General features: G+C 63.5%; 22 protein-coding genes and 1 riboswitch. Of the genes, 17 read left to right on the plus strand and 5 right to left on the minus strand.

The window, feature by feature from the left end:
• Positions 1–174 precede the first annotated feature (174 nt).
• From P2869_RS05945 to P2869_RS05965, 5 genes are all read right to left on the minus strand, one after another.
• Positions 175–1,773, minus strand: a complete 1,599-nt coding sequence (locus tag P2869_RS05945) for an L-lactate permease (RefSeq protein WP_017777862.1) — start codon at positions 1,771–1,773, stop codon at positions 175–177.
• A gap of 224 nt (positions 1,774–1,997) precedes the next feature.
• A complete protein-coding gene (locus P2869_RS05950) occupies positions 1,998–2,438 on the minus strand; it encodes a hypothetical protein (protein WP_017777863.1) in 441 nt (146 codons plus the stop codon).
• 336 nt (positions 2,439–2,774) lie between these two features.
• Entirely contained in the window at positions 2,775–2,999 is a 225-nt protein-coding gene (locus P2869_RS05955) for a glycine zipper 2TM domain-containing protein (RefSeq protein ID WP_017777865.1), read from the minus strand.
• Positions 3,000–3,310: 311 nt separating this feature from the next.
• A complete protein-coding gene (gene thiC / locus P2869_RS05960; protein WP_277597737.1) occupies positions 3,311–5,242 on the minus strand; it encodes a phosphomethylpyrimidine synthase ThiC in 1,932 nt (643 codons plus the stop codon).
• A gap of 92 nt (positions 5,243–5,334) precedes the next feature.
• A riboswitch (TPP riboswitch) is annotated at positions 5,335–5,451 on the minus strand.
• Positions 5,452–5,585: 134 nt separating this feature from the next.
• A complete protein-coding gene (locus P2869_RS05965; protein WP_126875818.1) occupies positions 5,586–5,996 on the minus strand; it encodes a GreA/GreB family elongation factor in 411 nt (136 codons plus the stop codon).
• A gap of 448 nt (positions 5,997–6,444) precedes the next feature.
• On the opposite strand from P2869_RS05965, the gene P2869_RS05970 reads away from it, so the two are divergent.
• The 17 genes from P2869_RS05970 to P2869_RS06050 all read left to right on the plus strand — a co-directional run bounded on the left by P2869_RS05970 (position 6,445) and on the right by P2869_RS06050 (position 26,137).
• Positions 6,445–7,323, plus strand: a complete 879-nt coding sequence (locus P2869_RS05970; RefSeq protein ID WP_277597738.1) for a DUF1223 domain-containing protein — start codon at positions 6,445–6,447, stop codon at positions 7,321–7,323.
• A 23-nt stretch (positions 7,324–7,346) separates the two neighbouring features.
• Entirely contained in the window at positions 7,347–8,006 is a 660-nt protein-coding gene (locus P2869_RS05975; RefSeq protein WP_017777869.1) for a cytochrome b/b6 domain-containing protein, read from the plus strand.
• 11 nt (positions 8,007–8,017) lie between these two features.
• Complete coding sequence (locus tag P2869_RS05980) at positions 8,018–8,797, plus strand: molybdopterin-dependent oxidoreductase (protein WP_277597739.1); 780 nt, start codon at positions 8,018–8,020, stop codon at positions 8,795–8,797.
• 135 nt (positions 8,798–8,932) lie between these two features.
• Positions 8,933–9,163 (plus strand): pentapeptide MXKDX repeat protein, encoded by a 231-nt coding sequence (locus P2869_RS05985; protein WP_026122059.1) that lies wholly within the window; start codon positions 8,933–8,935, stop codon positions 9,161–9,163.
• Positions 9,164–9,739: 576 nt separating this feature from the next.
• Positions 9,740–10,447, plus strand: a complete 708-nt coding sequence (locus P2869_RS05990) for an energy transducer TonB (protein WP_026122060.1) — start codon at positions 9,740–9,742, stop codon at positions 10,445–10,447.
• A gap of 79 nt (positions 10,448–10,526) precedes the next feature.
• Positions 10,527–11,441 carry a MotA/TolQ/ExbB proton channel family protein gene (locus P2869_RS05995; RefSeq protein WP_277597740.1) on the plus strand — a complete coding sequence of 305 codons (915 nt, stop codon included), beginning with the start codon at positions 10,527–10,529 and terminating at the stop codon, positions 11,439–11,441.
• Between the two features lie 6 nt (positions 11,442–11,447).
• On the plus strand, positions 11,448–11,870 hold the full coding sequence (locus P2869_RS06000; protein WP_277597741.1) for a biopolymer transporter ExbD: 423 nt from the start codon (positions 11,448–11,450) through the stop codon (positions 11,868–11,870).
• A 9-nt stretch (positions 11,871–11,879) separates the two neighbouring features.
• On the plus strand, positions 11,880–12,308 hold the full coding sequence (locus tag P2869_RS06005) for a biopolymer transporter ExbD (RefSeq protein ID WP_026122061.1): 429 nt from the start codon (positions 11,880–11,882) through the stop codon (positions 12,306–12,308).
• 66 nt (positions 12,309–12,374) lie between these two features.
• Positions 12,375–13,586, plus strand: a complete 1,212-nt coding sequence (locus P2869_RS06010; protein ID WP_277597742.1) for a tetratricopeptide repeat protein — start codon at positions 12,375–12,377, stop codon at positions 13,584–13,586.
• 299 nt (positions 13,587–13,885) lie between these two features.
• Positions 13,886–14,470, plus strand: coding sequence for a cupin domain-containing protein (locus P2869_RS06015; RefSeq protein WP_033351945.1), 585 nt, complete (start codon positions 13,886–13,888; stop codon positions 14,468–14,470).
• A gap of 343 nt (positions 14,471–14,813) precedes the next feature.
• Positions 14,814–17,564 (plus strand): TonB-dependent receptor, encoded by a 2,751-nt coding sequence (locus P2869_RS06020; RefSeq protein WP_277597743.1) that lies wholly within the window; start codon positions 14,814–14,816, stop codon positions 17,562–17,564.
• A gap of 128 nt (positions 17,565–17,692) precedes the next feature.
• The gene (locus P2869_RS06025; RefSeq protein WP_277598062.1) at positions 17,693–19,543 is read left to right on the plus strand and encodes an extracellular solute-binding protein; all 1,851 of its coding nucleotides are present in this window, start codon (positions 17,693–17,695) and stop codon (positions 19,541–19,543) included.
• A gap of 8 nt (positions 19,544–19,551) precedes the next feature.
• Entirely contained in the window at positions 19,552–20,601 is a 1,050-nt protein-coding gene (locus P2869_RS06030) for an ABC transporter permease subunit (RefSeq protein WP_277597744.1), read from the plus strand.
• Positions 20,555–21,697: an ABC transporter permease gene (locus P2869_RS06035; RefSeq protein ID WP_277597745.1), complete on the plus strand. Its 1,143-nt coding sequence runs from the start codon at positions 20,555–20,557 to the stop codon at positions 21,695–21,697. The genes P2869_RS06030 and P2869_RS06035 overlap by 47 nt, the downstream gene beginning before the upstream one ends.
• A gap of 5 nt (positions 21,698–21,702) precedes the next feature.
• Positions 21,703–23,343 (plus strand): dipeptide ABC transporter ATP-binding protein, encoded by a 1,641-nt coding sequence (locus P2869_RS06040; RefSeq protein ID WP_277597746.1) that lies wholly within the window; start codon positions 21,703–21,705, stop codon positions 23,341–23,343.
• Positions 23,340–24,776 carry a TldD/PmbA family protein gene (locus P2869_RS06045; RefSeq protein ID WP_277597747.1) on the plus strand — a complete coding sequence of 479 codons (1,437 nt, stop codon included), beginning with the start codon at positions 23,340–23,342 and terminating at the stop codon, positions 24,774–24,776. Before P2869_RS06040 ends, P2869_RS06045 begins: the two co-directional genes overlap by 4 nt.
• The gene (locus P2869_RS06050) at positions 24,776–26,137 is read left to right on the plus strand and encodes a metallopeptidase TldD-related protein (RefSeq protein ID WP_277597748.1); all 1,362 of its coding nucleotides are present in this window, start codon (positions 24,776–24,778) and stop codon (positions 26,135–26,137) included. Before P2869_RS06045 ends, P2869_RS06050 begins: the two co-directional genes overlap by 1 nt.
• Positions 26,138–26,217: the final 80 nt, after the last annotated feature.

Raw genomic sequence — 26,217 nt, forward strand, 5'->3', positions numbered from 1 at the left:
GCAAAACCGCAGCAGGGGAGCCGCCGCTGCGTGCACGGCCGGATCGGCATCGGCACGCAGCGAGCCCGGGAGACACGAAGTTCAACCAGACGAAAGTGTCGCAAAGAGCGGGCAAAACTTCCGCTGCCCGCTATCCGTCGCCTGCCGCGGCGCGAGCGGCCGCAGCGATGGAAATCAATGCGGAATCATCCCCGGCACGACGTTCTGCTGAATCCACACGAGAATGCCGAGCAGGATGGTGAGCAGGATCGAATGCTTGAACGTCTTTGCAAAGACGTGGCCTTCCTGGCCCTTGAGATTGGTAGTCGCCACACCCGTGGAGATGTTCTGCGGCGAGATCATCTTGCCCATCACGCCACCCGACGAGTTGGTCGCCGCCATGAGCACCGGATGCAGGTTGAGCTGCCGCGCGGCCACCACCTGCAGGTTGCCGAAGAGCGCATTGCCCGAGGTATCGCTGCCCGAGAGGAACACCGCCACCCAGCCGAGAAACGCGGAGACGAGTGGAAAGAACGCTCCCACCGACGCCACGCCGAGACCGAGCGTGTAGTTGAGCCCCGAGTAGTTCATGAGATACGCGAGCCCCACGATCGTCGCCACCGTGAAGATGGCGATGCGGGTCTGCACCCAGGTATCGACGATGGCGCAGCCGAACTCGCGCGGCTTCAGCCCCACGACGAAGGCCGTGATGATCGCGGCCACCAGAATCGCGGTGCCGGTGGCGAGCGGCTGGAAGTCCCACACCGCGCCGTACGGTGCGTTGTAGAGCGTGATGTAGACGGCCTTGTCGAGTCCTGGCCACGGAATCTTGACGTCGCCGATCGCGAAGATCTTCGCCACCGTCCACACGATCACGACCGCCGACACGATGAGCCACGGGTACCAGCCCGCCATGCCACTGATGTCGCCGCGCACTTCCTTCTCGCGGTCGACGTTGATGGCGAAGTGCGGATCCGGCGCCGGCTTCCAGACCCGCACGAACGCGATGGTGAGGATCAGCGAGACGAGCGAGGAGAGCACGTCGGTGAGGCTATAGCTGATGTAGTTCGAGGTGACGAATTGCGTGAGCGCGAACGAAAGGCCCGAGACCAGCAACACCGGCCACACGCGCAGCATGTTGCGAAAGCCCGCGTACACCGCGATCACGTAGAACGGCAACAACAGCGCGAAGAACGGCAACTGGCGGCCCACCATCTTGCCGAGCGTGTCGGCGGGAAGATGAGTGACTGCACCCAGCACCGTAATTGGCACGCCGAGCGCGCCGAACGCGACCGGCGCGGTGTTGAAGATGAGCGTGAACGTGAGCGCTTCGAGCGTCGGGAAGCCGAGCAGGATCAGCAGCGAACTCGTGATCGCGACCGGCGTGCCGAAGCCCGAAATGCCTTCAAACAGCGCGCCGAACGAAAAGCCCACCACGACGAGCACGACGCGCCGGTCGTTCGGCATGTTGTCGAGCAGCCACATGCGGAACGCCGCGAAGCGTCCCGAGCGCTGCGCGATGTTGTAGAGCAGGATCGCGGCGAAGACGATCCACATGACCGGCCAGATCGCGAACACGGCGCCGGCCGCCACGGCATTGAACGCAAGTCCCACGGGGAACTGCCAGCCGAAGATGGCGACGACCAGCCCCACGATGAGCCCGGCCAGTGACGCCTGCCAGGCCGGCCGCCTCGCCCAGCCGAGCAGCACGAGCACGACGATGATGGGTAGCGCGGCCACGATGAAAGACGGCAACAGGGCGTTGCCGATAGGGGTGAGCAATTGATGAAACATCACGTCTCCTTCGTTGTTGTTCGAATCGTCGCGAACACCGCGCGGGTTGGGCGCGACGGGACTGGAGCAGGACGGATGGCGTCCCCGGCATCCGCGCGCTCATGCGCGGCGTGTGTGGACGTCTTTTAAGGCGGCGTTTCAATGGCCATACGCAGCATAGGAAACGGGCGTGCCGCGTCAAGCAGGGAAACTACGGGAGGCTGGGTTATAAATGCGCGGCGAGGTCAGTGATGGCGCCCGCCATGGCCGCCATGCCAGCCGCCGCCATGCCAGTAGCCGAAATTGAACGATACCGACGGGCCCCATCCGTACCCGCCCCAGGGGTAAGGGTAGTAAGCCGGATATACGGGCCACGCCGGATAGACCGGCACGGGCGCGACCACGACAGGCGGTGGCGCGTACAGCGGAGCGGGATACTGCGCGTCAGGTGGAACGTCAGACGGAGAAACGGTCTGCGCCGACGTGACGGGTGCCTGGGAAGACGACGCGGCCGAAGGCGCCGACGATGCCGAAGGCGCGATCGGCACTTCGCGCTGCGTAGCCGCGGTTGGCACCGGCGGCGCGTAATAGTAGGCGGGGTAGTACGGGTAATAGTAGTAGCAGCCGGACAGCGCAAGCAGTGCGCCGGCACTGGCTATGCGGGCCGCAGCGGGGAACAGCTTCATGATGAGGCGCTCCTTCTCGATGCTTCTTGCCGCATTCCGTCAGGACCATGGCGCTGCCGCTGATCAACCTGATCAACGCGGGTCGCGCGGCCGGGCCTGCTACGCGTGGCGCATACGTGGCGTGTGTCGAACAGATCGAGCATACGCCGCCGTCGGCACGTCGCCTATTGCAAAGCCGTAACGCCCTGTTTCACATCATTTCAGCTGCGCGACCCTAATAAAAACGCGGCGCACCCCGTGTTCGGGTGTGCGCCGCGCGAATCTCCCTGATTGGTGCCGCCGCTGATGATCGTTGTGTTATTCAGCCTCTGATGCTGCCGGACACTCCTGCGTGCGTTACTTGCCCACCTGGTTGCCGATGATGCCGCCTACGGCCGCGCCGCCCAACGTGGAGAGCGCATTGCCGCCGATGGCCGCGCCCGCCACACCGCCTACACCTGCACCGATGGCCGTATCGCGCTGCCGCGTCGTCATGTTGTCGCAAGCCGAGAGGCTCGCCACGAGAGCCACAACCGCCGCCAGCACACCAAGCCGTGCACCCGGATGCCGAACCGCTTTCATGATCGCTACTCCTTCTTGTTGAAAGACGCGGTGCCGGCGGTCAGGCCCGCCCGGCACCTGATAAAACGATCTTATCTAGGAGGGCCGTATCAGGGTGTGTACGCTTGTCAGCAGATTGTCGGATCGGTAAATAAATGTTTCGGGCTGTGGCGCTGCAGCGCAATTTCGCTGCATCGCACACCGCCCGAGTTGGCCTGCACCAAGGCCTGGACTAAGGCCTGCACCCAAGACCTGAGCCGCCGTCCTGTCGCGCCATGCTGCAGGGCGCAAGCTCGAACACGCAGACGGCGCAGGCAAAGCCCGCGCTTACGTCATTGCCGCTGGTAGATTTCGGCGCCTTGCTTGACGAACTCGACAGCCTTCACTTCCATGCCTTTCTTCAGTGCTTCGTCGTCGCTCAGGCCTTCTTTTGCAGCGTATTCGCGCACGTCCTGTGTGATCTTCATCGAGCAGAAGTGCGGGCCGCACATCGAGCAGAAGTGCGCCACCTTCGCCGAGTCCTTCGGCAGCGTTTCGTCGTGGAACTGGCGTGCCTTGTCCGGGTCGAGGCCCAGGTTGAACTGGTCTTCCCAGCGGAACTCGAAGCGGGCCTTCGAAAGCGCGTTGTCGCGCACCTGCGCGCCGGGGTGTCCCTTCGCGAGATCCGCCGCGTGCGCCGCGAGCTTGTACGTGATGATGCCTTCCTTGACGTCGTTCTTGTCGGGCAGGCCGAGGTGCTCTTTGGGCGTCACGTAGCAGAGCATCGCCGTGCCGAACCAGCCGATCATCGCCGCGCCGATGCCCGACGTAATGTGGTCGTAACCCGGTGCGATGTCGGTGGTGAGCGGCCCGAGCGTGTAGAACGGCGCCTCGTCGCACCAGTCGAGCTGCAGGTCCATGTTCTCCTTGATGAGCTGCATGGGCACGTGGCCCGGGCCCTCGATCATGGTCTGCACGTCATGCTTCCACGCGATCTGCGTGAGCTCGCCGAGCGTCTTGAGTTCGGCCAGTTGCGCTTCGTCGTTGGCGTCGTAGATGGAGCCGGGACGCAGGCCGTCGCCCAGCGAGAAGCTCACGTCGTACGCCTTCATGATTTCGCAGATCTCTTCGAAGTGCTCGTACAGGAAGCTTTCGCGATGATGCGCGAGACACCACTTGGCCATGATCGAGCCGCCGCGCGACACGATGCCGGTCATGCGCCTGGCCGTCATCGGCACGTAAGGCAGGCGCACGCCGGCGTGGATCGTGAAGTAGTCCACGCCTTGCTCGGCCTGCTCGATCAGCGTGTCGCGGAAAATTTCCCACGTGAGTTCTTCTGCTTTGCCGTGAACCTTTTCGAGCGCCTGATAGATAGGCACCGTACCGATGGGCACCGGGCTGTTGCGAATGATCCATTCGCGCGTTTCATGAATGTGCTTGCCGGTGGAGAGATCCATGACTGTGTCGCCGCCCCAGCGGATGGCCCACGTCATCTTGTCCACTTCCTCGCCGATCGACGACGTCACCGCCGAGTTGCCGATGTTCGCGTTGATCTTCACGAGGAAGTTGCGGCCGATGATCATCGGCTCCGTTTCAGGGTGATTGATGTTCGCCGGGATGATGGCGCGGCCGCGCGCCACTTCCTCGCGCACGAAGTCGGGCGTGATCTCTTTCGGCGCATTCGCACCGAACGCCGTGGCGCCGAACGCCTGGCCTGGATGCTGACGGCCCATCATCGCGGCGAGTTTTTCGCCGTTCGGGCCGCTCGCACGCAGGCTTTCCAGATATTCGGCGCGGCGCTGGTTCTCGCGGATCGCGATGTACTCCATTTCCGGCGTGACGATGCCTTGGCGCGCGTAGTGCATCTGCGTGACGTTGCGGCCGGCTTTCGCGCGGCGCGGCGTGCGGTGCAGGCCCGGAAAGCGCAGTTCGGCGGTGGCGGCGTCGGCGGCACGCTCGCGGCCGTAGGCGCTCGAGAGACCCGGCAGCGCTTCTGTGTCACCGCGTGCTTCGATCCAGCGCTGGCGCAGCGCGGGCAGCCCCGCGCGGATGTCGATGCGCGCTTCGGGGTCGGTGTAGGGACCGGAGGTGTCGTAAACGTAGACGGGTGGATTCTTCTCGCCGCCGAACGCCGTGGGCGTGTCGGCCTGGGTGATTTCGCGCATCGGCACGCGGATGTCGGGCTGCGAGCCGGTCACGTAGACCTTGCGCGAGTTCGGCAGCGGTTCGACGGCGGCGGCGTCCACACGCGCGTCAGCGGAAAGGAATTTTGGGTTCGCGTTCATGCATCTCTCCTGATGTGGGTTCGCTACGCAGGAGACGAAATGAACGTGGACGGATTTCGCGAGAAGAGGTGGCCCGAAAGCCGATGAAACCGAGGCGAAACCCGGACGCTTCCCTGCGCTGGCATTATCCAGATCAGGTTCAAAGGGTATTTCTCACCCGCGGCAGGCATCGCCGAAGCGACGCCGACGCAGGACCCCCGCGCAAGCAGCCGTCAAGATACACCGGGCGGTTGCAGCTTGGCAACCCGTTCCGCACCCCGCCTTGTACCGGTCCTGTATAGGCATCTGGACCCGCTGCCAGACCTTTTCGGTGCACCAGGGGCGGCGCTGCGCCGCGGCAATTTCACGACGCGGTGTCGTTGGCCGCCTCGGGCTGATACAGGATCTTGTCGACCTTCATCGCTTTCTGCACGCCGCCCGGCGTCGTGAAGTGAATGTGCTCGCCACGTTTCGCACCAAGCAGCGCGTGGCCCGCAGGCGAAAACACGTTGAGCCGTCCGTGCGCCACGTCGGCCTGCGGTGGGTAGACGACGGTCCACGTCATGGATTCGCCGGTCTGTTCGTCGAGCAGCACGACCTGCGATCCGATCGTCACCACATTACGCGCAATCTCGTGCGCATCCACGATGGCCGCATGCTCCAGCAACTCATCGAGCAGTGGTTGACGTTGATGCGCGAGCGCGGGCTCGGCCGCAAATTTCGTCAGGCGGGCCACTTCGAGCTCGGTCAGATAGCAGATCTTTTTCTTCTTCACAGCGGTTCTCCTGTTCGATCCAGAAAAGAAAAGCTTGCGGATGCGACTGGCCCGGAGCCCGACCGGCCGGCTCCATAAGCTTGAGGGAGGGCTGGTTCAGATCGGGCGCCGGGCGGTGGAGAGCGGCGCGACGGCAAGACCGGCAAGGCACGCTCGCGCGAACGTACGGCGAGCGCGTGCGCTCGCCACGCCCGTTCGGCGGTGGCGACGCATGAGACTCGGCATTCGGGTGCGGGGCGCGGGCATGGGAGAAACAGGCGTTAGCGCAAGCGCGTGTCGCGCGAGGCATTGAGGAGATGGAACGAATTCATCATAGCACCGCGTCCGTATACCGGCTCGTGGCTGCTATCGGCATTGCGTTTGCGTCGGCACAAAAAATTTTCGCTGGCGCTGTCATAAGTGGCTCACACCGCCGACCAACGTGCAGTTTCCTCGATCGGAGCCGGTGATGCAGACCAGATACGGATGGATGAGCACGCGGTGCATACGGGCGTTGGCGCTCTCGCTCGTATGGGCGGTGAGCGGCGCGGCGCAGGCTGCATCGGTCTGCACGGCGCGCAGCCCGGCGCATCGTGTCGCGCTCGTCGAGCTCTACAGCAGCGAAGGTTGCAGCAGTTGCCCGCCCGCGGACCATTGGCTGAGCCAGTGGAAAGACGGCGGCACGGCGAGCGGGGTGGTGCCGCTCGCGCTGCACGTCGATTACTGGAACAGCCTCGGGTGGACCGATCGCTTTTCGCGGCACAGTTTTACGGAACGCCAACAAGGTCTCGCCGAGCGCGCCGGCGGTCATCTCGTCTACACGCCCGAAGTGTTCGTTTCGGGACGCGAGTTGCGCAACTGGTCGCATGCCGCGAGTTTCGATGCACGCGTCGCGCAGGTGCGCTCTGAGCCGGCCGCAGCCGACATCACGATTGCGCTCGAACCGGCTAGTGCTGATTCGGCTTCCTCAGTAATGGGCGTAACGGGCGCGGCAGCGTCGACGCAACCGACGCATGTCGTGGTCGATGCGCAATTCACGGCTCACGGCGCACGCGAGCGTGGTCCGCTCGAAGCCTACGTCGCCGTCTACGAGAACGCGCTCACGACGCAGGTGCGTGCCGGCGAGAACAGCGGTGCGACGCTGCATCACGATCGTGTGGTGCGCCAATGGATCGGCCCTGTCGTGCTGGATGCGGGACGTGCCCACATCGAGCGCGAGATCGCCTTGCCGGCCGACGCCCAGGACGCGCTCAAAGCCTCGCGTGGGTCGTTCGGTGTCGTCGCCTTCGTCGAAAATGCGGCGAGCGGTGACGTCCTCCAGGCAGCCGACCTGCCTGCGTGCCACTGACCGGATTTTTCCTGGAGATCGATATGGCCACCCCTGAAACGAGCGCTCGCGATGTGCATCGCGACGCGCCCACCGAGAAACGAACGCATCCTTCCGGCGGCGTCATTCATCCGCTTTGGCTGCGCCTCACGCACTGGCTCAACGCGCTGGCCGCGCTCGTGATGATGTTTTCCGGCTGGCGCATCTATAACGCGTCGCCGGTGTTCGCGGGCTTCAGTTTTCCGAATGCCGTCACGCTCGGCGGCTGGTTGGGCGGTGCGCTGCTGTGGCACTTCGCGGCGATGTGGCTGCTTGTTTTCAATGGACTCGTCTATCTCGCGCTGAACCTCGCCACAGGCCGTTTCGCACGAAAGTACTTGCCGCTCACGCCGCGCGCCGTGCTGCGCGACCTGGTGGGTGCGCTCACCGGCAAGCTTTCGCACGCCGACCTGCGCCACTACAACGCCGTACAGAAGGCAGCGTATGTGTTCGTGATAGCCGATCTGATCGTGCTCGTGCTGTCCGGGCTCGCCGTCTGGAAATCGGTGCAGTTCCCGCTGCTGCGTGACTTGATGGGCGGCTACGACAATGCACGCGTCGTGCATTTCGTTGCGATGTCGTTGATGGCCGCATTCGTCGCCGTGCATCTCGTGATGGTGGCGCTCGTTCCGCGCTCGCTCGTTGCGATGCTGCGCGGACGTTAAGGAGAAACGTCATGAGCATGGAAAGCAAAAAAACGATAGCGAAGCTCGACCGCGAGTCGATCCTCATCGACGCGCGCCGCGAACTCGCCATGCCGGCACGACGCGCGTTCGGCAAGCAGTTGATGAGCCTTGGCGGTCTCGTGATGCTGACCGGCTGCAACGTCACGGACGAAGATTCGGTGAATCGCTTTCTGCGCGCAGTCTCGCGTCTGAATGACCGCGCGCAGGCCGCGATCTTCGATCCGAACCAGCTCGCTCCCACTTACACCGAAGCGCAGATCACGCGGCCGTTTCCGTTCAACGCCTACTACGGCATCGACGAAGTGCCTCACGTCGACGCGTCCGCCTACCGTCTCACGGTGAGCGGCCTCGCTACCGGCCAGCGCGTGTGGACGCTGCCCGAACTCTACGCGCTGCCGCACGTCGAGCAGATTACGCGGCACATCTGCGTGGAGGGCTGGAGCGCGATCGGACGCTGGGGCGGCACGCCGTTTCGCGAGTTCTTGCGGCGCGCAGGCGCGGACACCACGGCGAAGTACGTCGGCTTCAAGTGCGCCGACGACTACTACGAAAGCATCGATATGCCGACGGCGCTGCATCCCCAGACTCTGCTCACGTTCGACTACGACGGCGAGCGTCTACCTGCCAAATACGGATTCCCGATGAAATTGAGAATGCCGACCAAGCTCGGCTACAAGAATCCCAAGCACATCGTGGAAATCTTCGTCACCAACACGTTCCCTGGCGGCTACTGGGTCGATCAGGGCTACAACTGGTTCGGAGGCTCCTGACGCGCGCGGGCGGCCACACCTGATCGGTCAAAGGCGGCCCCGGACGGCAGATGCTTCAGAAGACCCGGCAACGCATGGTGCGTGGCCGGATAGACACACCTCATCACAACCCATGGAGTGATCAACATGAAGACGCTGAAGAAAATGACGATGGCAGTCCTGACGATTTCGCTGATGACGGCGGGTGGTGTGGCATTCGCCCAGGAAGCGAGCGGCGCGATGTCTCACGACGCCATGTCCCACGACACCATGTCTCATGACTCGATGTCGAAAGACAACATGAAGCACGACAAGATGGCAAAGAGCGACAAGATGAAAAAGGGTGACGCGATGAAGCACGAAGCGTCGGGCGCGATGAGCAACTAACGAAGGGAAGGGGTACACCTGTCCCATTGATTGGGATAACGCGTTGTCATGCAAAAGCCGGGTTTACCCGGCTTTTTAATTTGCTCTGAAAAACCGGTAAGACATTGCCAATGCGGCAGTGGAAATGATGCGCTTCAGGTGCAATTTTTTACCGGGTTAAGGTATTTGAATAAGGTGTAATTACTGAAATAGTGGTTTGTAATTTAATAGAAAGGTGATGTTAATGTTTTCTGCCGGAGCCGTGCCAGTTAAGGCTGTAGCGGCGGCTTTCATGCACGCCACATTAATTGTGACAATGGGGCGTTCAGCCTTTCGAGGGATTACTCTAAAAACAGTATGTTCTCATCAAAAAAAGTTTGACCGCCTATTTTGAAGTGACTATCTTTGCACCCCATCCAGTCCGGCGCGCAACTTTCGGTAAGGTTCTGGATCGTAGCGAGCCCTCCCGCAATCGCTGTCGGCCGCTATAGCTTCCTTCTCGCGCGTCGGGCTTCATTGCAGTCGATTAGTACCACTATCTAGTACAGAAGGTGCGGTGCTTACGGAAATGTGCGGTTCACGCAGGGAGGTGTGAAGGTGGTCTCGAAAGTCGAAGGGCAGTTTCCGGTTGCGGCGGGCCGGCTGGCAGGGCAGGGGCGCCCACGCCAGTTCGGTCGCAAGCAGCAAAGTCCCGCGCGCCGCTTCGGCGGTATCGCAGCTGTCATCCTTCTGCACGTCTTGCTTGTCTACGCGCTCCTCAACGGCCTTGCGACCAAGGTCGTGCATGTCATCCAGCATCCCATCGAAACAAAAATCATCGAGCCGGTGAAGCCGCCGCCTCCGCCGCCGCTGCCCGTCGTGCAGTTGCCTCCGCCGAAGTTCGCGCCGCCTCCGCCGCCATTCGTGCCGCCGCCCGAAGTGCCTGTGCAGGCGCCGCCCCAGCCCACCATCACCCATCAGGCCACGCCGGTGCAGTCCGCGCCGGCCGTTGCTCCGCCAGCCCCGCCCGCGCCCGTGGCGCCCGCCAAGCCGGTGAGTCATGAGATTGGCGTGGTGTGTCCGAACTCGGATCAGGTGCGTGCTTCCATGACGTACCCGAAGGAGGCGCAGGAAAACAACATCACGGGTGACGTCCTGATCGAATTCGTTGTGGACCCCGAAGGGCACATCACGAACGAGCGTGTCGCGCAGTCCGCAGATCCGGTACTCGATCGCGCTGCGTTCAACACGGTGAGGCGCTTCAACTGCATTTCTCAAGGCCAGGCTGTCCGTGTACAGGTTCCGTTCTCGTTCAACTTGAACTGAACACGCCGCACGTGCGGTACCGGTAGCGATTGATTAACGACACAGGTTGTACAGGTTCAACGGACAAAGTGGAGTAGATATGAACAAGCGTACTCTCGCCGCTCTGGCGGCAGGCATCGTGATCGCAGCAGGCGCGGTGGATACCTTCGTGGCGCCGCAGGCAGCGTGGGCTCAGGCGAGCGATGCGACGGCGACGGCAACGGCTGCGCCTCAAACGGCTGCGCCTCAAACGGCTGCGCCCGCTGCCGATCAGCCGGCGCCGCCGCCCGCACCGGCCAGCACCGAAGCGGTCGAGAATCCCTATGGTCTCGGTGCGCTCTGGAAAAACGGCGACTTCGTTGCGCGCTTCGTGCTCGGTCTGCTCGTGGTGATGTCGATGGGTAGCTGGTACATCATGATCACCAAATTCTTCGAACAGTTCCGCGCCAACCGCCGCGCCAAGGTGGCCGACGAGCAACTGTGGAGCGCGCCGTCGCTGGCAGAAGGCGCGAAGCAACTCGAGGAATCGTCGCCGTTCCGCTTCATCGCCGAAACCGCGATCGAAGCCGGCGAACATCACGACGAAGCGTTGCTCGAAGCAGTGGATCGCAATACATGGATCGATGCGTCGGTCGAGCGCGCCATTACCAACGTGTCAAACCGCCTGCAGGACGGTCTCGCGTTTCTCGGCACGGTGGGCTCCACGGCGCCGTTTGTGGGTCTCTTCGGCACGGTGTGGGGCATCTATCACGCACTGACTGCCATCGGTATTGCCGGCCAGGCTTCTATCGACAAGGTGGCGGGCCCTGTGGGCGAAGCGCTCATCATGACGGCCATCGGTCTCGCGGTCGCCGTGCCCGCGGTGCTCGGCTACAACTTCCTCGTTCGCCGCAACAAGTCGGTGATGGAACGCGTGCGTGCCTTCGGCGCGCAACTCCATACCGTGGTGCTGGCAGGCGGCAAGCGCCAGGTGCGTGTGGCAAGCAAGGCGCAGCTCGTCGAACAGGCGGGGTAATCAACCATGGCCATGACCGTTGGAGACGCAGAGAGCGACGAAGTCATCTCCAATATCAACACCACGCCGCTCGTGGACGTGATGCTGGTACTCCTGATCATCTTTCTGATCACGATTCCGGTCGTCACGCACACGGTGCCCCTGCAATTGCCGAAGGAGCGTATCCAGCCGCTGCAAACGCAGCCGAAGAGTATCGAGATCGCGGTGAACCGCGATGGCGATTTCTTCTGGAACGAAACGCACGTGGACGCGCAGACGCTGCTGGATCGCCTGAAGACCGTGTCCGTGCAGGCGCCGCAGCCCGAAGTGCACGTGCGCGGCGATCAGAGCACGCGCTACGAGTTCATCGGCCGCGTGATTACGGCGTGCGAGCGCGCGGGTATCGCGAAGGTTTCATTTATCACTGAGCCGCCTGCGCGCGGCGGCTAGGAGTCGACGATGGGGATGAACGTACCTTCGGGCGGTGGCAGCGAACCGGAAGTGATGGTCGACATCAACACCACACCGCTCATCGACGTGATGCTGGTGTTGCTGATCATGCTGATCATCACCATTCCGATCCAGATGCACGCCGTGAAGATGGATCTGCCGGTCGGCAATCCGCCGCCTCCGCCAAAGCAGCCCGAAGTCGTGCAGATCGATATCGATTTCGACGGCACGACGACGTGGAACGGCACGCTGGTGCCCGACCGCGCGGCGCTCGAAGCACGGCTCGCACAGGTCGCCGCCGAGCCGGACCAGGCCGAGATTCATCTACGACCGAACCGGCTCGTGCCGTACAAGGACGTGGCCGCCGTGATGGCTGCGGCACAGCGCGTGGGTGCGACGAAGATCGGGTTGATCGGCAACGAGCAATACATGCAGTAGGTGTGCCGGGTCGCAACCGAAAAGCACATCTAAGCAACTCGCAATCGAAAGGAAGGCAGGGCACCGATGATTCATCAATGGTTCAGGGTGGCGCTCGTGCGCCGGGCTGTAGTCGCGGCCGTCTTCGGTGGTGTGTGCACAATCGCGGCACTGCCGTCGGCACAGGCTGCGGACACATTGCGTCCTGACGTGGCGAAGCCGCTCAATGCCGCGCAGGACCTGTACCGCGCGCACAAGTACAAGGACGCGCTGGCGAAGATCGCCCAGGCAGCCGCTGTGCCGGACAAAACGCCCTACGAGAACTACATGGTCCTCGAGATGCGGGGCGCCGCGGCGATGGCCGCAGGCGACGACGCGACGGCGGCGCAGGCCTACGAGTCGCTGCTCGGCTCCGGCCGGCTCAGCGCCGAAGACGAACAGCGCACCACAGCCGCGCTCGCCGGCATCTACTTCCAGCAGAAGAACTACGCACGCGCCATCGCCACGGCGCAGCGCTACCAGAAGGCAGGTGGTGCGGACCCGCAGATGCGCACACTGCTCGTGCAATCCTGGTACCTCTCGGGCGACTGCGCAAACGTGGTCACGTCGCTCAAGTCGAGCGTCGATGCACAGACGCGCGCAGGACACACGCCTGACGAAGCCCAGCTGCAACTGCTCGGCACTTGCGCACAACGCGTGAAAGACGACACGTCGTACCGTGCCGCGCTCGAAAAGCTCGTCGCGTATTACCCGAAGCAGTCCTACTGGGACGACCTGTTTCATGCCATACGCGCGAAACCCGGCTATTCGTCGCGCCTCGATATCGACACCTACCGGCTGCGTCGCGCCACCGGCGCGCTCAACACTGCCGAAGACTACATGGAGATGACGCAGCTCGCGATCGTGGCGGGAACGACTGCCGAAGGCAAACAGGTAATCGACCAGGGTTTCACATCAGGGGTGCTGGGTCGCGGGCCGGATGCCGAACGCGAAAAACGCCTGCAGGCGCTTGCTGCGAAGCGCGCGCAAGGGCCGGCTGATAGCGCCGATCCCGTGGCACCTGTAGATGCCGGTTTCAACATCGTGTTCGCGGGTCAGGCAAAGCAGGGCATCGACCAGATGGAAGACGCCATCAAGAAGGGTGGTCTCGATCATCCGGATCAGGCGCAGCTTCATCTGGGCGAGGCGTATTACATCGCCGGCGAAAAGGCGCGCGCGGTGCAGGCATTCCGGGCAGTGAAGGGCACGGACGGCTCCGCGGACCTCGCACGGTTGTGGCTGCTCGTGGCCGCCAGGTGATCGCAGCAAGCGGGATGCTTGCGTTGCCGTATGCAATGACGGAGGTAACTGCGGTCACTGCAGTGACCGGAGTGACGAAGGGGAGGTGAAGGCGTCGGGAATCGATTGCTGCATACGCAAGTCTGGATCGGCACGAGCCTCGATGAGGGGATTGTTCGTGGTTTTAAACGCGGCTCATGTTCGCTTTTAAAGCCTCAGCAAACCATGCATTGCGGCACGCCGATAAACGAAAGCCCTTAGCCTTCAAAACATGATTTGCTTTTATCAAACAAATTTTGACTACGGGATTGTGTCTTGCTATGGTTTCGCCACTCGATAACAAGGCACGCGCCGCAGTACATGCTGTGGCGATAGGCAGCAAGATTCGCGCGCTGCGTCACCGGCTCAGATACACGCTGGCGGAAACAGCGGAGGCAGCGGGCATTTCGAAGCCGTTTCTCTCGCAGGTCGAACGAGGGCATGCTACGCCGTCCATCACATCGCTGGTCGGCATTGCGGAAGCGCTGGGTGTGAACGTGCAGTACTTTGTCGAGACACCGAACGAAGCACGGTCGGTATGTCGCGGCGAAGAGTTGAAGTTCTTCGGGTTCGCCGATTCCGCGAATCTTTTTGGACGCCTGACGAATCTGTCGGACGACCGCAAGCTGGAGGCCATCCTGGTCAGGATGCCGGCGGGACAGCAGCCTTCCGAAGTAACCACGCATGCGGGAGAAGAGTTCCTGTATGTGATCCGCGGACAGCTCTCTCTCACGCTGGAAGGTACGACATTCGGATTGCAGGCCGGTGACAGCGCGCACTACGCATCCACGGTGCCGCATGGGTGGACGAATACGGCCGCTGAAGAAACGGTGCTGGTCTGGGTGGGTACACCCAAATTGTTCTAGTCGTATGCAATAACCCGTCGTTTCGTACGAGTTTTATTGCGCTCGTGACTTAGGATTACTGAATTGTAAGCGTTGATTGCCGTGCTCACGTCATACGTAGAGCGCGTGGCCGGGTATTACCTGTTTTCGGCTTTGGCGCATTGGGACCACGCACATGGCAATAGCGCGATAAGAGGTGATGGACCGGCTTTGAAGCGCGAAGTTCTTTGCAGTACTTGTTTTGGGATGTCTGGATGAAGACGGGTGACCGGGCCTGCGAAGCTTGAATTCGGCGAGCCAAGAGGACGGCTAGACCGGTTTGGGATAACAACTTGACCTTACTGACAGGGTAAAGAAGGGGAATATGAAGCTAACTGTTCTAGGATCGGCCATCCGAAAGATTCTATGGGCCGAAATGGCGTTGACGGCGGTGCTCGGCACGTCTGCCTTCGCCCAAACTCCGCCGGCCACCACGGGTTCGTCCACCGGTTCATCCAGTGCGGCACCCGCCGCCGATACGCAACCCGCAGCCGCTGCGCCTGCTGCTGCATCGGGTGCAGCAACGGCTGAAGCACCGGCCGTCAAGAAGCTGCAGAAGTTCGAGGTGACAGGCTCGCTGATCCGCTCGGCGGACAAGCAAAGCAACCTCGAAGTGCAGACGATTACCGCGAAAGACATCCAGCAGAGCGGCTACACCACCGTAGCCGACTTCCTGCGTGGCACCGCGGCGAACTCGGCAAGCAGCTGGTCGCAGAGCACGATGAACAGCGCGGCGCCGGGCGGCGCGGGCATCGCGCTGCGGGGTCTCAGCGAAAAGTACACGCTGGTGCTCGTCGACGGTCAACGCGTGGCGAACTACGCGCAGGCGGTCAACTTCACCGACACGTTCTTCGACGTCAACTCGATTCCGGTCAACATCGTCGACCACATCGACGTCGTGAAAACGGGCGCGGTTTCCGTGTATGGCTCGGACGCCATCGCGGGCGTGGTCAACATCGTCACGAAGAAGAACTTCCAGGGACTGCAGATCGACGGCCAGCTCGGCAAGGCGCAGCATCCCGGCGACGGGCAGGGCAGCTTCAGCGTGTTGGGTGGCTTCGGCGACCTCAATTCCGATCGCTTCAACGTGACGGCGGCCGCAAGCTACTACCGCGATAGCGGTTCGACGCTTGCCGATCGCGACATGACGAAGAACCAGGACTTCACGCAATACCCCGGCGGTCTTGCGGCACCGCTCGGTCCCAACCAGCAGTCGTACTGGGGTCCTGCCGGTTCCACTACCGCACTTTCGCCGTGCCCCCCGGGCAGCAGCGCGGCGAATACGGGCGGCGCATCGTGTACCTACAACACGGCTGCCGGCACCTCGCTGATTCCGGCGATTACGCGCCTCAACGCGAAGGTGCGCGCCACCTTCAAGATCGACGACACAACAGAAGCCTATGCAGGCTTCTGGGCAAGCCGCGACGAAACGGTTCAATTGGCAGGCCCGGCGGCACTCTCGAGCACGTCGAACTTCTTCACGCCCTCCACGGGCAGCGTGTCGCAGCTTTCGCGCACGGTGCCGGCCTCGAACCCGTTTAATCCGTTCGGTGTGCCGACGCCGATCAACCTGACGTTCCCGAACAACGTCGGCGCAGTGGATACGGTTTCGACGTACTGGATGGCGTCCACGGGCGTGAAGGGCTCGTTCGACACGGCGAAGTTCGGCTCGTGGGACTGGTCTCTCGATTACGGCCACTCGCAGAGCACGGTCGACTCCACATACACGAACCGCCTCAACGTGGCCGGCGTCGAGAACATGCTCGCCAACGGCACGTACAACTTCTCGAATCCGGCCGCGACGCCGAACGGCCTGAACGGCGTATTCAGCGACGACAACCAGCAGGCCATTTCGAAGCTCGATAGCGTCACGGCGAAGACGTCGACCACGAACCTGTTCACGCTGCCCACCGGCAACGTCGGATTCGGTGTGGGTACGGAATTCCGTCACGAGTCGTCGCTCATCAATCCGCAGACGCTCGCCGGGCAGGGCATCACCGCGCCGGCGAACGTGCAGACCGTGGACGCTTCGCGCAACGTGGCGGCAGCGTTCTATCAGATCGACATTCCGATCCTGCACAACCTCACGTTCACGCACGCGGGCCGCTATGACCACTACAGCGACTTCGGCGGTGCGTTCTCGCCCAGCTTCGCGCTGCGCTTCCAGCCGGTGCGCATGCTCACGACCTACGCGTCGTACAGCCGCGGCTTCCGCGCACCGACGGCCGTGGAAAACTCGCAGGCCGTCTATCTGGGCCACCAGAACCTCGTGGACCCGAACGACCCGAGCGGCGTGCCCACCAAGCACTTCACGACGGAGCAGACCACCGGCAACCCGAATCTGCAGCCTGAGCACACGAAGAACTACAACATCGGCTTCGAGCTTTCGCCGGATGCGACCACCGACATCGGCGCCGCGTTCTACAAGGTGCACATCGACAGCGTGATCGGCACCGCCGATCCGAACGCCGTGCTCGACCAGAACGATCCGTCGAAGGTCATCCGCAATCCTGACGGTACGGTCCGCTACATCGTGCAGCCGTTCGTGAACCTGGGTTCGCTCGATACCGACGGCTTCGACATGAACTTCCGCAAGGCGGTTCGCACGTCGCTGGGTACCTTCACGCTGGCCGGCGACTGGGCCTACGTGTGGCACTTCAAGCTCAACACGCCGGGTGCTCCCACCCAGGACTTCGCGGGCAACAACCTGGCGCTGCTGCAGCCGTTCGGCGCGAGCAACCCACGCTGGAAGGGCAACACGAGCCTGAGCTGGGACTACCACATGTTCACGACGACGCTCACGTGGCAGTACACGGGCCCGTATACGAACGCAGTGGCGGCGGAGTTCGGCGATGGCGGCACGCTTTCGGTGGCGTCGTACAGCCAGTTCAACCTGATGGCGACGTACCGCGGCATCAAGCACTGGACGATCTACGGCGGCATCACGAACCTGTTCGACCGCAAGCCGCCGTTCGACGTGGAATGGCAAGCCGTGCCGGACATCACGGGCTACGATCAGTCGTTGTACACGAACCTCGGCCGCTTCTTCCAGGTGGGCGCGACGTACCGCTTCTGATGCTCTGACGGCATCTGCCGATGGACACGCTGCTTCCCGCCCGAGGAAAAATGGGCGGGAAGCAGCGGACCGAGTGACCCATGATGAAACTCCCGATGTATCGCGTACTTCGCACGATGCTGCGCACGATGTTCCTCCGGCCAGGCGCTGTCGCGCTCGGCGCGCTCCTCGTCGCACACGGGCTGCCTGCCGAAGCCAGCCCGTTCCTTGCCCAGTTTGGCAATCCGAAATACCCACCCGACTTCACGCACTTCGACTACGCCGCCCCGAACGCGCCGTCGAACGGCACGCTGAATTTCCAGAACTACAACGATCTGCAAAGCTACGACTCGCTCAATCCGTTCCTTGTGACGGGCGCAGCGGCCCCAGACATCCAGAACCTGATGTTCGACACGCTGATGCAGCGCAGCTGGGACGAACTCGCCTCCGAATACCCGCTCATTGCTGACGACGTGGAAGTGGCGGCGGACGGGCGTTCGGCTACCTTCCACATCAACCCCGCGGCACGCTTCTCGAACGGCGACCCCATCACCGCGGCGGACGTGAAGTATTCGCTCGACACCCTGAAAAGCCCGCAGGCTTCGCCGCTCTTTTCGTCGCAGTTCGCTGAGATCAAACGCGCGAGCGTCGTGAATCGCCTGACCGTACGGTTCGACTTCGCCGATGCGTCGAGCGCGGCGCCGCTCATCGCGGGCGACCTGCCCATCTTCTCGCCGAAGTGGGGCATGCGTGCCGACGGCACACGCCCCCCGTTCGATCAGATCTCGAACGTGCCGCCCATTGCGAGCGGCGCGTATCTGATCGAGCAGCGACGCAACGACAAGCAGATCACCTACCGCCGCAACCCGCACTACTGGGCCGCGAATCTGCCCACGCGGCGCGGCATGTACCGCTTCGAGCGCATCAACTTCCGGCTCTATCTCGACCAGTACACCAAGCTCGAAGCATTCAAGGCCGGCAACGACGACACCGACGTCGAATACAGCGCCACGCAATGGGCGCGCAAATACGTCGGCAAGAATTTCAAGTCGGGGCTGCTCGCGAAGGGCCTCTTCCCCGATGGCCCGCCGCAGATGCAAGGCTTCCTCATCAACACGCGCAAGCCGCAGTTTCAGGACGTGCGCGTGCGCGAGGCGCTCACGCTCGCGTTTGACTACGACTGGATGAACCGCCTGATGTTCTACGGCCAGTATGTGCGCACGAACAGCTTCTTCGAAGACACGCCGTTCGGTGCCACGGGCACGCCGGGGCCAAAGGAACTCGCGTTGCTCGAACCCTTCCGCAAGGACCTGCCACCCGCCGTGTTCGGGCCGATGGTGCGCCAACCCAGCACGCTGCCGCCGGGTTCGCTGCGCGCCAACCTGCGCCGCGCGCGCGAACTGCTCGCCGAAGCGGGCTGGCACTACAAGGACGGTGCGCTGCGCGATGCGAACGGCACGCCGATGACGATCGAGATTATGGATAATCAGCCCGGCATGGACCGGCTCATCATTCCGTACACCCAGGCGTTGCAGACGCTCGGCATCAACGCATATCTGCACGAGATCGACGCGGCGCTCTATCAACGCCGGCTCGACAACTTCGAGTACGACATGACCACGTTCATCTATCCGCCGGTCACGATTCCGGGCGTCGAGCTGCTGCGCCGTTTCGGCAGCAAGGCCGCAGGCGAGGTCGGATCGGAGAACTACCCCGGCATCCGTTCGCCCGCCGTCGACGCCCTCGTGCACGCAGCGGTCAGCGCCACGACGCTCGACGATCTGGAAACAGCCACGCGCGCGCTGGACCGCGTGCTCATCAACGAGTACTACCTCGTGCCGCAGTACTACATGCCGAACGCGCGCATCGGCTACAAGACGACGCTGGGCTTTCCTGCCGTGGTGCCGAAGTCGTATCAGTACGAGGACTGGGTGATCGACTACTGGTACTGCAAGCCGCAAGGCGCGGCCCAACCCGGCACCACGGCCGCAGCGCATTGAGGACCACCATGCTCGCTTACATCATCCGACGTCTGTTGCTCATGGTGCCCACATTGATCGGCGTGGTGACGCTGACGTTCGTCGTGACGCAGTTCGTGCCGGGCGGCCCCGTCGAGCAGGTCGTGAACCAGTTGCGTCACGGCGCGCATCACGGTGAAGGCGGCAGCGGGGGCGGCGGCTATCACGGCAGCCAGGGCGTGAGCCCGGAACAGATCGAACAGATCCGCAAGCAGTTCGGTTTCGACAAGCCGCCGCTCACGCGCTACCTCATGATGCTGAAGAGCTATGCGACGTTCGACCTCGGGCAGTCGTATTTCCAGCATCAAAGCGTGTGGAGCGTGATTCGCTCGAAGTTGCCCGTCTCCATCACGCTGGGGCTTTGGACCGTGATTCTGACCTACGCGGTGTCGGTGCCGCTCGGCATTGCGAAGGCCGTGCGCAACGGGTCGCGCTTCGATACCGTGACCAGTGTGCTGGTGCTGGTGGGCTACGCGATCCCGGGCTTCGTGCTGGGCGTGCTGCTGCTCATGCTGTTCGGCGGCGGCACGTTCTGGCAGCTGTTTCCCATGCGCGGCATTACTTCGGATAACTTCGAAAGCCTCTCCGCAGCGGGGAAGGTGTTCGACTATCTGTGGCACATCGTGCTGCCCGTTACCGCCGCCGTGGTGGGCAACTTCGCGATCGTCACCATTCTCACGAAGAACACGTTCCTTGAAGAGATCGGGCGCCAGTACGTGCTCACGGCACGGGCGAAGGGCGCGCCCGAACGCGACGTGCTCTGGAAGCACGTGCTGCGCAACGCCGCCATTCCGCTGCTCACGGGCCTGCCCGCCGCGTTCGTGGGCGCTTTCCTGAACGGCAACCTGCTGATCGAGACGCTCTTTTCGCTCGACGGCATGGGCCAGCTTTCGTACGACTCCGTGATTCGCCGCGACTACCCGGTGGTGCTGGGCTCGCTCTTTCTCTTCACGCTGATCGGTCTCATCACCAAACTCATTGCTGACGCCTGCTATGTCATCGTCGACCCCCGCATCCAGTTCGAACGGATGGACCGCTGAGGCGGACGCGGCCTTGCCGGCCGCGTCGCTTTCGCCGCCTCCGCACATGCCGCAGTCACCCTCGCCGTGGCGGCGCACGTGGCTGCGCTTCCGTAGCCAGCGGCTCGGCTACTGGAGCCTCGTGATCTTCGTCACGCTGTTCGCTATCAGCCTCGTAGGTGAACTGATCGCCAACGACCGGCCGCTTGTGGTGCGCTACGAAGGGCACTACTACTTTCCGATCGTGAAGGACTACCCCGAAACGCAGTTCGGCGGCGACTTTCCCGCGCGCGCGAACTACCTCGACCCGTACATCCGTTCCCGCATCACGTCGAACGGCAATTTCGCGATTTATCCGCCCAACCACAACCACTACGACACGATCGACTACTTCGCAGTGCGCCCGTTTCCGGCGCCGCCGTCGTCATCGAACTGGCTCGGCACCGACCAGTTCGGCCGCGACGTGCTTTCGCGCCTGCTGTACGGCTTTCGCGTCTCGGTGCTGATGGCGCTCGCGCTCACTGCGTCGGGCGTGTTCTTCGGCGTACTGACGGGCGCGCTTCAGGGCTTCTACGGCGGTCGCACCGATCTGATCGGTCAGCGCCTGATCGAGATCTGGAGTTCCATGCCCGACCTCTATCTGCTAATCATCTTCGCGTCCATCTTCCAGCCCACGCTATGGCTGCTGTTCATCCTGCTTTCGCTGTTCGGCTGGCTCGTGCTTTCCGACTATGTGCGCGCCGAATTCCTGCGCAACCGCTCGCTCGATTACGTGAAGGCCGCGCGCACCATGGGTCTCTCGAACCGCGAGATCATCTGGCGCCACATCCTGCCCAACAGCCTCACGCCCGTCATCACGTTCCTGCCGTTTCGCATGAGCGCGGCCATTCTCTCGCTCACGAGCCTCGATTTTCTGGGCCTGGGCGTGCCGCCGCCCACACCGAGCCTGGGCGAGCTGCTTCAGGAGGGCAAGAACAACCTCGACGCATGGTGGATTTCCATTTCGGCATTTGCGGCGCTCGTCGTGACGCTGTTGCTGCTCACGTTCATGGGCGACGCGCTGCGTAATGCACTGGACACGCGCGCGCGCGGCTCGGCATTTGGAGGCGCAAAGTGACGCAGATGCCAACCTTGCCCCGCCAGCTGCTCGAAATCGAAAACCTCTCCGTCGCTTTCGGCGAGCGCACCGTGGTGCGCGACCTCAACCTTTCCATTGCGCGCGGCGAACGCGTGGCGCTGGTGGGCGAATCGGGGTCGGGCAAGAGCGTGACGGCGCTTTCCATCCTGCGGCTCGTGCAGCATGCGATGTACACCGGCCGCATTCTGCTCGATGGCGAAGACCTGCTGCGCAAGACGGAACAGCAGATGCGCGGCCTTCGCGGCGCCGACGTCGCGATGGTCTTCCAGGAGCCGATGACGGCGCTCAATCCGCTCTTCACCATCGGCAAGCAGATTGCCGAAAGCTTGCGGCTGCACGAAGGTCTGCGCCCGAACGCGGCGCGTGCGCGCGGCATCGAGCTGCTTCGGCGCACAGGTATTCCGGAGCCCGAACGACGCATCGACAGCTTTCCGCATCAGCTTTCCGGCGGCCAGCGCCAGCGCGCGATGATCGCGATGGCGCTGGCGTGCCGTCCGCGTCTGCTGCTCGCCGACGAGCCCACCACGGCGCTCGACGTCACCGTGCGGCAGCAGATCGTCGATCTCCTGATCGGCCTGCAGGAACAGGAAGCAGCCGAACGCGGCATGGCCGTACTGCTCATCACGCACGACCTCAATCTCGTGCGCCGCTTCGCGCAGCGCGTGGCGGTGATGGAGAAGGGCGTGCTTGTGGAAACCAACACCACCGATGCGCTGTTCTCGAATCCGCAGCATCCCTACACGAAGCGGCTGCTCGACAGCGAACCGCGCCGGCAGGTCGGGGCGGTGCCTCACGACGCAGCAGCCGTGCTCGACGTGAAGCAACTGGCGGTGGACTACCGCACGCACGTGAAGGGCTGGCGTTCGCTCTTCGGCAGCGCGTCGTTTCGTGCGCTGCACGAGGTGGATCTGACCCTGCGCCGCGGCGAGACGCTGGGCGTGGTGGGCGAATCGGGTTCCGGTAAATCGACGCTTGCGTCCACCGTGCTCGGTTTGCAGCGCGCGGCGTCGGGCCAGATTCTGATCGACGGCAAACCGTGGTCGAGCCTGCGCACGCCGCAGGCGCGCCGTGCACTGTCCGCGCAGATGCAGGTGGTGTTTCAGGACCCGTTCGGTTCACTCTCGCCGCGCATGACGGTCGAGCAGATCGTGGGCGAGGGCTTGCGCGTGCATCGTCGGGAAATCGCGCCTCAGGACCGCCGCGCGCGCGTGGCGGCGTTGCTCGAAGAAGTCGGGTTGCCCGCCGACGCGCTGCTACGTTATCCGCACGAATTCTCGGGCGGCCAGCGCCAGCGCATCGCGATTGCCCGCGCGCTAGCTGTCGAGCCGGAACTGCTCGTGCTCGACGAACCCACCAGCGCGCTCGACGTATCGGTGCAGCAGCAGGTGTTGAATCTGCTCACGCGCCTGCAAAAGAAATACGGGCTCAGCTATCTCTTCATCACGCACGATCTCGCGGTCATGCGCGCGATGGCGCATCGCGTCATCGTGATGAAGGCTGGACGAATCGTGGAAGCGGGCGATACGCTTGAGGTCCTGCGCGCTCCCGCGCATCCCTACACCCGGTCGCTGCTCGCCGCCTCCATGCAGGCGCCGCCGGCAGATATTCGCGAGGAACTGGCATGACGGAAGAAAGCTGGACGCACGCGGCGAAGTCGCTTTCGAGCGAAGCGGACTTCTGGTCGTTGCGCGTGGTGGACGAGCGCACGGAAACCCATGCGGTGCGCAACGATGTCGTGCAACCGCTGCGCATGTCGCGCGACCGCGGCGCGATGCTCACGGCGTGGTCCGGCGCGGGCGCGGGCTACGCGGCCACGGCGGACCTTTCGGCGGCGGGTTTGCAGGCCGCGCTCGATAGCGCGCTCGCCCGCGCACGCGCGGCACAGGCCTTCGCGCTTGTCGATCAACGCAGCGTGCCGCGGCCTTCGGCGAGCGGCAGCTACGCGTCGCCGAACGTTCAGGCACCGCTGCCGGGCCGCCGCGAATGGATCGAGCGGCTGGCGCGCGAGTGCGCTGCTGCAAAGATCGACAGCCGCATCGTGGAGCGCACCGCGAGCGTCGAAATCACGCAGACGGAGCAGGTCTATCTGACGAGCGACGGCGTGCGCATCGAACAGCACTTTCGCTTCGTCATGCCGCACTTGAGCGTAGCGGCACATGCGAACGGCGACACGCAGATGCGTTCGCTCGGTGGTCACCACAGCGGGCTCGCGCAGGGCGGCGTGGAGGTACTGGCGCGGCGCGGTTTCGACGGCGCGGGCGTGCGCGTGGCCGACGAAGCGCTGCAACTGCTCGCCGCGCCGAACTGCCCGTCGGGCACGCGCGATCTGCTGCTCATGCCCGACCAGATGATGCTGCAGATTCACGAGTCGATCGGCCATCCGCTGGAGCTGGACCGCATTCTGGGTGACGAGCGCAATTTCGCGGGCTGGAGCTTCGTGAAGCCGGAGATGTTCGGTACCTATCAATACGGCTCGGAGCTGCTCAACGTCACGTTCGACCCGCAGCCGCCAGAAGAAGCCGCGTCCTACGCATTCGACGACGATGGCAGCGAGGCGAGCCGCCAGTATCTGATCCGCAACGGCGTGCTGGAACGGCCGCTGGGCGGTGCACTTTCGCAGCAGCGCGCCCATCTGCCGGGTGTGGCGAACTCGCGGGCGTCGAGCTGGAACCGGCCGCCTATCGATCGCATGGCGAACCTCAATATCGAACCCGGCACGAGTTCGCTTGCCGAGATGATTGCGGGTATCGAGCACGGCATTCTGATGTCGTCGAACACGTCCTGGTCCATCGACGATCATCGCAACAAGTTCCAGTTCGGCTGCGAGTTCGGGCAACTGATCGAAAACGGCCGGCTCACGCAGGTCGTGAAGCAGCCGAATTACCGCGGTATTTCCGCGAGCTTCTGGCGCAGCCTCGCGGCCGTGGGCGACGAATCGACGTGGGAGGTCTACGGCACGCCGTATTGCGGCAAGGGCGAACCGGCGCAGATCATTCGCGTGGGGCACGCGTCGCCCGCATGCGTGTTCCGCAACGTCGACGTATTCGGAGGCGCCTGATGGCCGAGACCTATTTCTCCAGCGACGTTGCGGCGCTCGGCTGGCAGCGGCACTTCGCGTTGCTCGCGGACGAGATCGGCCGCATGCGCCGCACCGGCGAAACCACGCTCGTGTGGTTCTCGGGCGAACACTCCGAATTCATCCGCTTCAATGCGGGCAAGGTGCGGCAGATCGGCAGCGTGTCGCAGGGCACGCTGACGCTGCGGCTGATCGACGGCATGCGCCAGGCTTATGCGAGCTTCACGGCGAGCGGCGACGCCGCCGCGGACTTGCGCGAAGCTGCGGCTACCGTCGCGATGTTGCGCGAGAGTCTGCGCGATGCCTCCGACGACCCGCACGTGCTCTTCGACACCTCGCCGTGGACCCAGGAGACGAAGCGCAGCGGCTCGCTGCCCGAACCCGAAGCACTCGTGCGTCTCGTGGAGCAGAGCGCGCGTCAACTCGATTTCGTCGGCTTCTACGCGGGCGGCACGGTGGCGCGCGGCTTCGCGTCGTCAGCGGGCAGCCGCGGCTGGTACGAGGTGGAGAACTTCGACTTCAGCTGGTCGCTGTACGGCCCGGGCGGCCGCGCGATCAAGACCGTCTACTCGGGCGAGTCGTGGGACGACGCCGTGTTCGCACGCAAGATGGAAGAGGCGGCGCAACGGTTGCCCGTGCTCGCCGAGGCGCCGCGCGTGCTCGCGCCGGGCCGCTATCGCGCCTACCTTGCGCCCGCGGCGTTGGGCGAACTGCTCGGCACCACGGGGTGGAACGGCTTTTCGGCGCGTCAGCAGCAGACGGCGCAAAGCGCGCTGTACCGGCTGCATCGCGGCGAAGTCGCTTTCGATGCACGCGTCACGATGACCGAAGACCTGAGCCTCGGCATCACGCCCGCCTTCAACGCGGACGGCTATTTGCGCGAGAGCGTGCCGCTCGTCACCGGTGGCCGCAGCGTAGGGCAGTTGACGAACGCGCGCAGCGCCCGCGAATACGGGCTCGTGCCGAACGGGGCGCACGAGGGCGAGGTGCCCACCTCGCTTTCGATGCAAGGCGGCGACCTGGCGGCTACCGACGTACTCACGGCGCTCGATACGGGCCTCTACATCGGCAACCTCTGGTACGTGAATTTCTCGGACCGCCTGAACGGCCGGCTCACGGGCATGACGCGCTTCGCGACGTTCTGGGTGGAAGGCGGGCGCATCGTGGCGCCGGTGGAGGCGATGCGTTTCGACGACAGCCTGTACCGGCTGCTGGGCAGCGAACTGGAGCGGCTCGACGCCGAGCCGCAACTGCTGCTCTCGGACCACACCTACGGCGAACGCGAGACGGGCGGCATGAAGCTGCCGGGCGTGCTGGCGAAGTCGTTCGAGCTGACGCTTTGAATGGAAGATGGATCGCACGGTGCCGCGGGCAGGCGAACGCGGCACGTATGAAAAAAGGACGGAGACGACAGGTGCACACA

Origin of the sequence: Paraburkholderia sp. SUR17, from assembly GCF_029536165.1 — a bacterium.
GTDB lineage: Bacteria > Pseudomonadota > Gammaproteobacteria > Burkholderiales > Burkholderiaceae > Paraburkholderia > Paraburkholderia kururiensis.

Excerpts from the sequence above, each read along its gene's own strand:
- P2869_RS05945 (WP_017777862.1), bottom strand. The coding sequence starts at position 1,773 with ATGTTTCATCAATTGCTCACCCCTATCGGCAACGCCCTGTTGCCGTCT.
- P2869_RS05950 (WP_017777863.1), bottom strand. The coding sequence starts at position 2,438 with ATGAAGCTGTTCCCCGCTGCGGCCCGCATAGCCAGTGCCGGCGCACTG.
- P2869_RS05955 (WP_017777865.1), bottom strand. The coding sequence starts at position 2,999 with ATGAAAGCGGTTCGGCATCCGGGTGCACGGCTTGGTGTGCTGGCGGCG.
- thiC (WP_277597737.1), bottom strand. The coding sequence starts at position 5,242 with ATGAACGCGAACCCAAAATTCCTTTCCGCTGACGCGCGTGTGGACGCC.
- P2869_RS05970 (WP_277597738.1), top strand. The coding sequence starts at position 6,445 with ATGCAGACCAGATACGGATGGATGAGCACGCGGTGCATACGGGCGTTG.
- P2869_RS05975 (WP_017777869.1), top strand. The coding sequence starts at position 7,347 with ATGGCCACCCCTGAAACGAGCGCTCGCGATGTGCATCGCGACGCGCCC.
- P2869_RS05980 (WP_277597739.1), top strand. The coding sequence starts at position 8,018 with ATGAGCATGGAAAGCAAAAAAACGATAGCGAAGCTCGACCGCGAGTCG.
- P2869_RS05995 (WP_277597740.1), top strand. The coding sequence starts at position 10,527 with ATGAACAAGCGTACTCTCGCCGCTCTGGCGGCAGGCATCGTGATCGCA.
- P2869_RS06000 (WP_277597741.1), top strand. The coding sequence starts at position 11,448 with ATGGCCATGACCGTTGGAGACGCAGAGAGCGACGAAGTCATCTCCAAT.
- P2869_RS06005 (WP_026122061.1), top strand. The coding sequence starts at position 11,880 with ATGGGGATGAACGTACCTTCGGGCGGTGGCAGCGAACCGGAAGTGATG.
- P2869_RS06010 (WP_277597742.1), top strand. The coding sequence starts at position 12,375 with ATGATTCATCAATGGTTCAGGGTGGCGCTCGTGCGCCGGGCTGTAGTC.
- P2869_RS06015 (WP_033351945.1), top strand. The coding sequence starts at position 13,886 with ATGGTTTCGCCACTCGATAACAAGGCACGCGCCGCAGTACATGCTGTG.
- P2869_RS06020 (WP_277597743.1), top strand. The coding sequence starts at position 14,814 with ATGAAGCTAACTGTTCTAGGATCGGCCATCCGAAAGATTCTATGGGCC.
- P2869_RS06025 (WP_277598062.1), top strand. The coding sequence starts at position 17,693 with ATGTTCCTCCGGCCAGGCGCTGTCGCGCTCGGCGCGCTCCTCGTCGCA.
- P2869_RS06030 (WP_277597744.1), top strand. The coding sequence starts at position 19,552 with ATGCTCGCTTACATCATCCGACGTCTGTTGCTCATGGTGCCCACATTG.
- P2869_RS06035 (WP_277597745.1), top strand. The coding sequence starts at position 20,555 with ATGTCATCGTCGACCCCCGCATCCAGTTCGAACGGATGGACCGCTGAG.
- P2869_RS06040 (WP_277597746.1), top strand. The coding sequence starts at position 21,703 with ATGCCAACCTTGCCCCGCCAGCTGCTCGAAATCGAAAACCTCTCCGTC.
- P2869_RS06045 (WP_277597747.1), top strand. The coding sequence starts at position 23,340 with ATGACGGAAGAAAGCTGGACGCACGCGGCGAAGTCGCTTTCGAGCGAA.
- P2869_RS06050 (WP_277597748.1), top strand. The coding sequence starts at position 24,776 with ATGGCCGAGACCTATTTCTCCAGCGACGTTGCGGCGCTCGGCTGGCAG.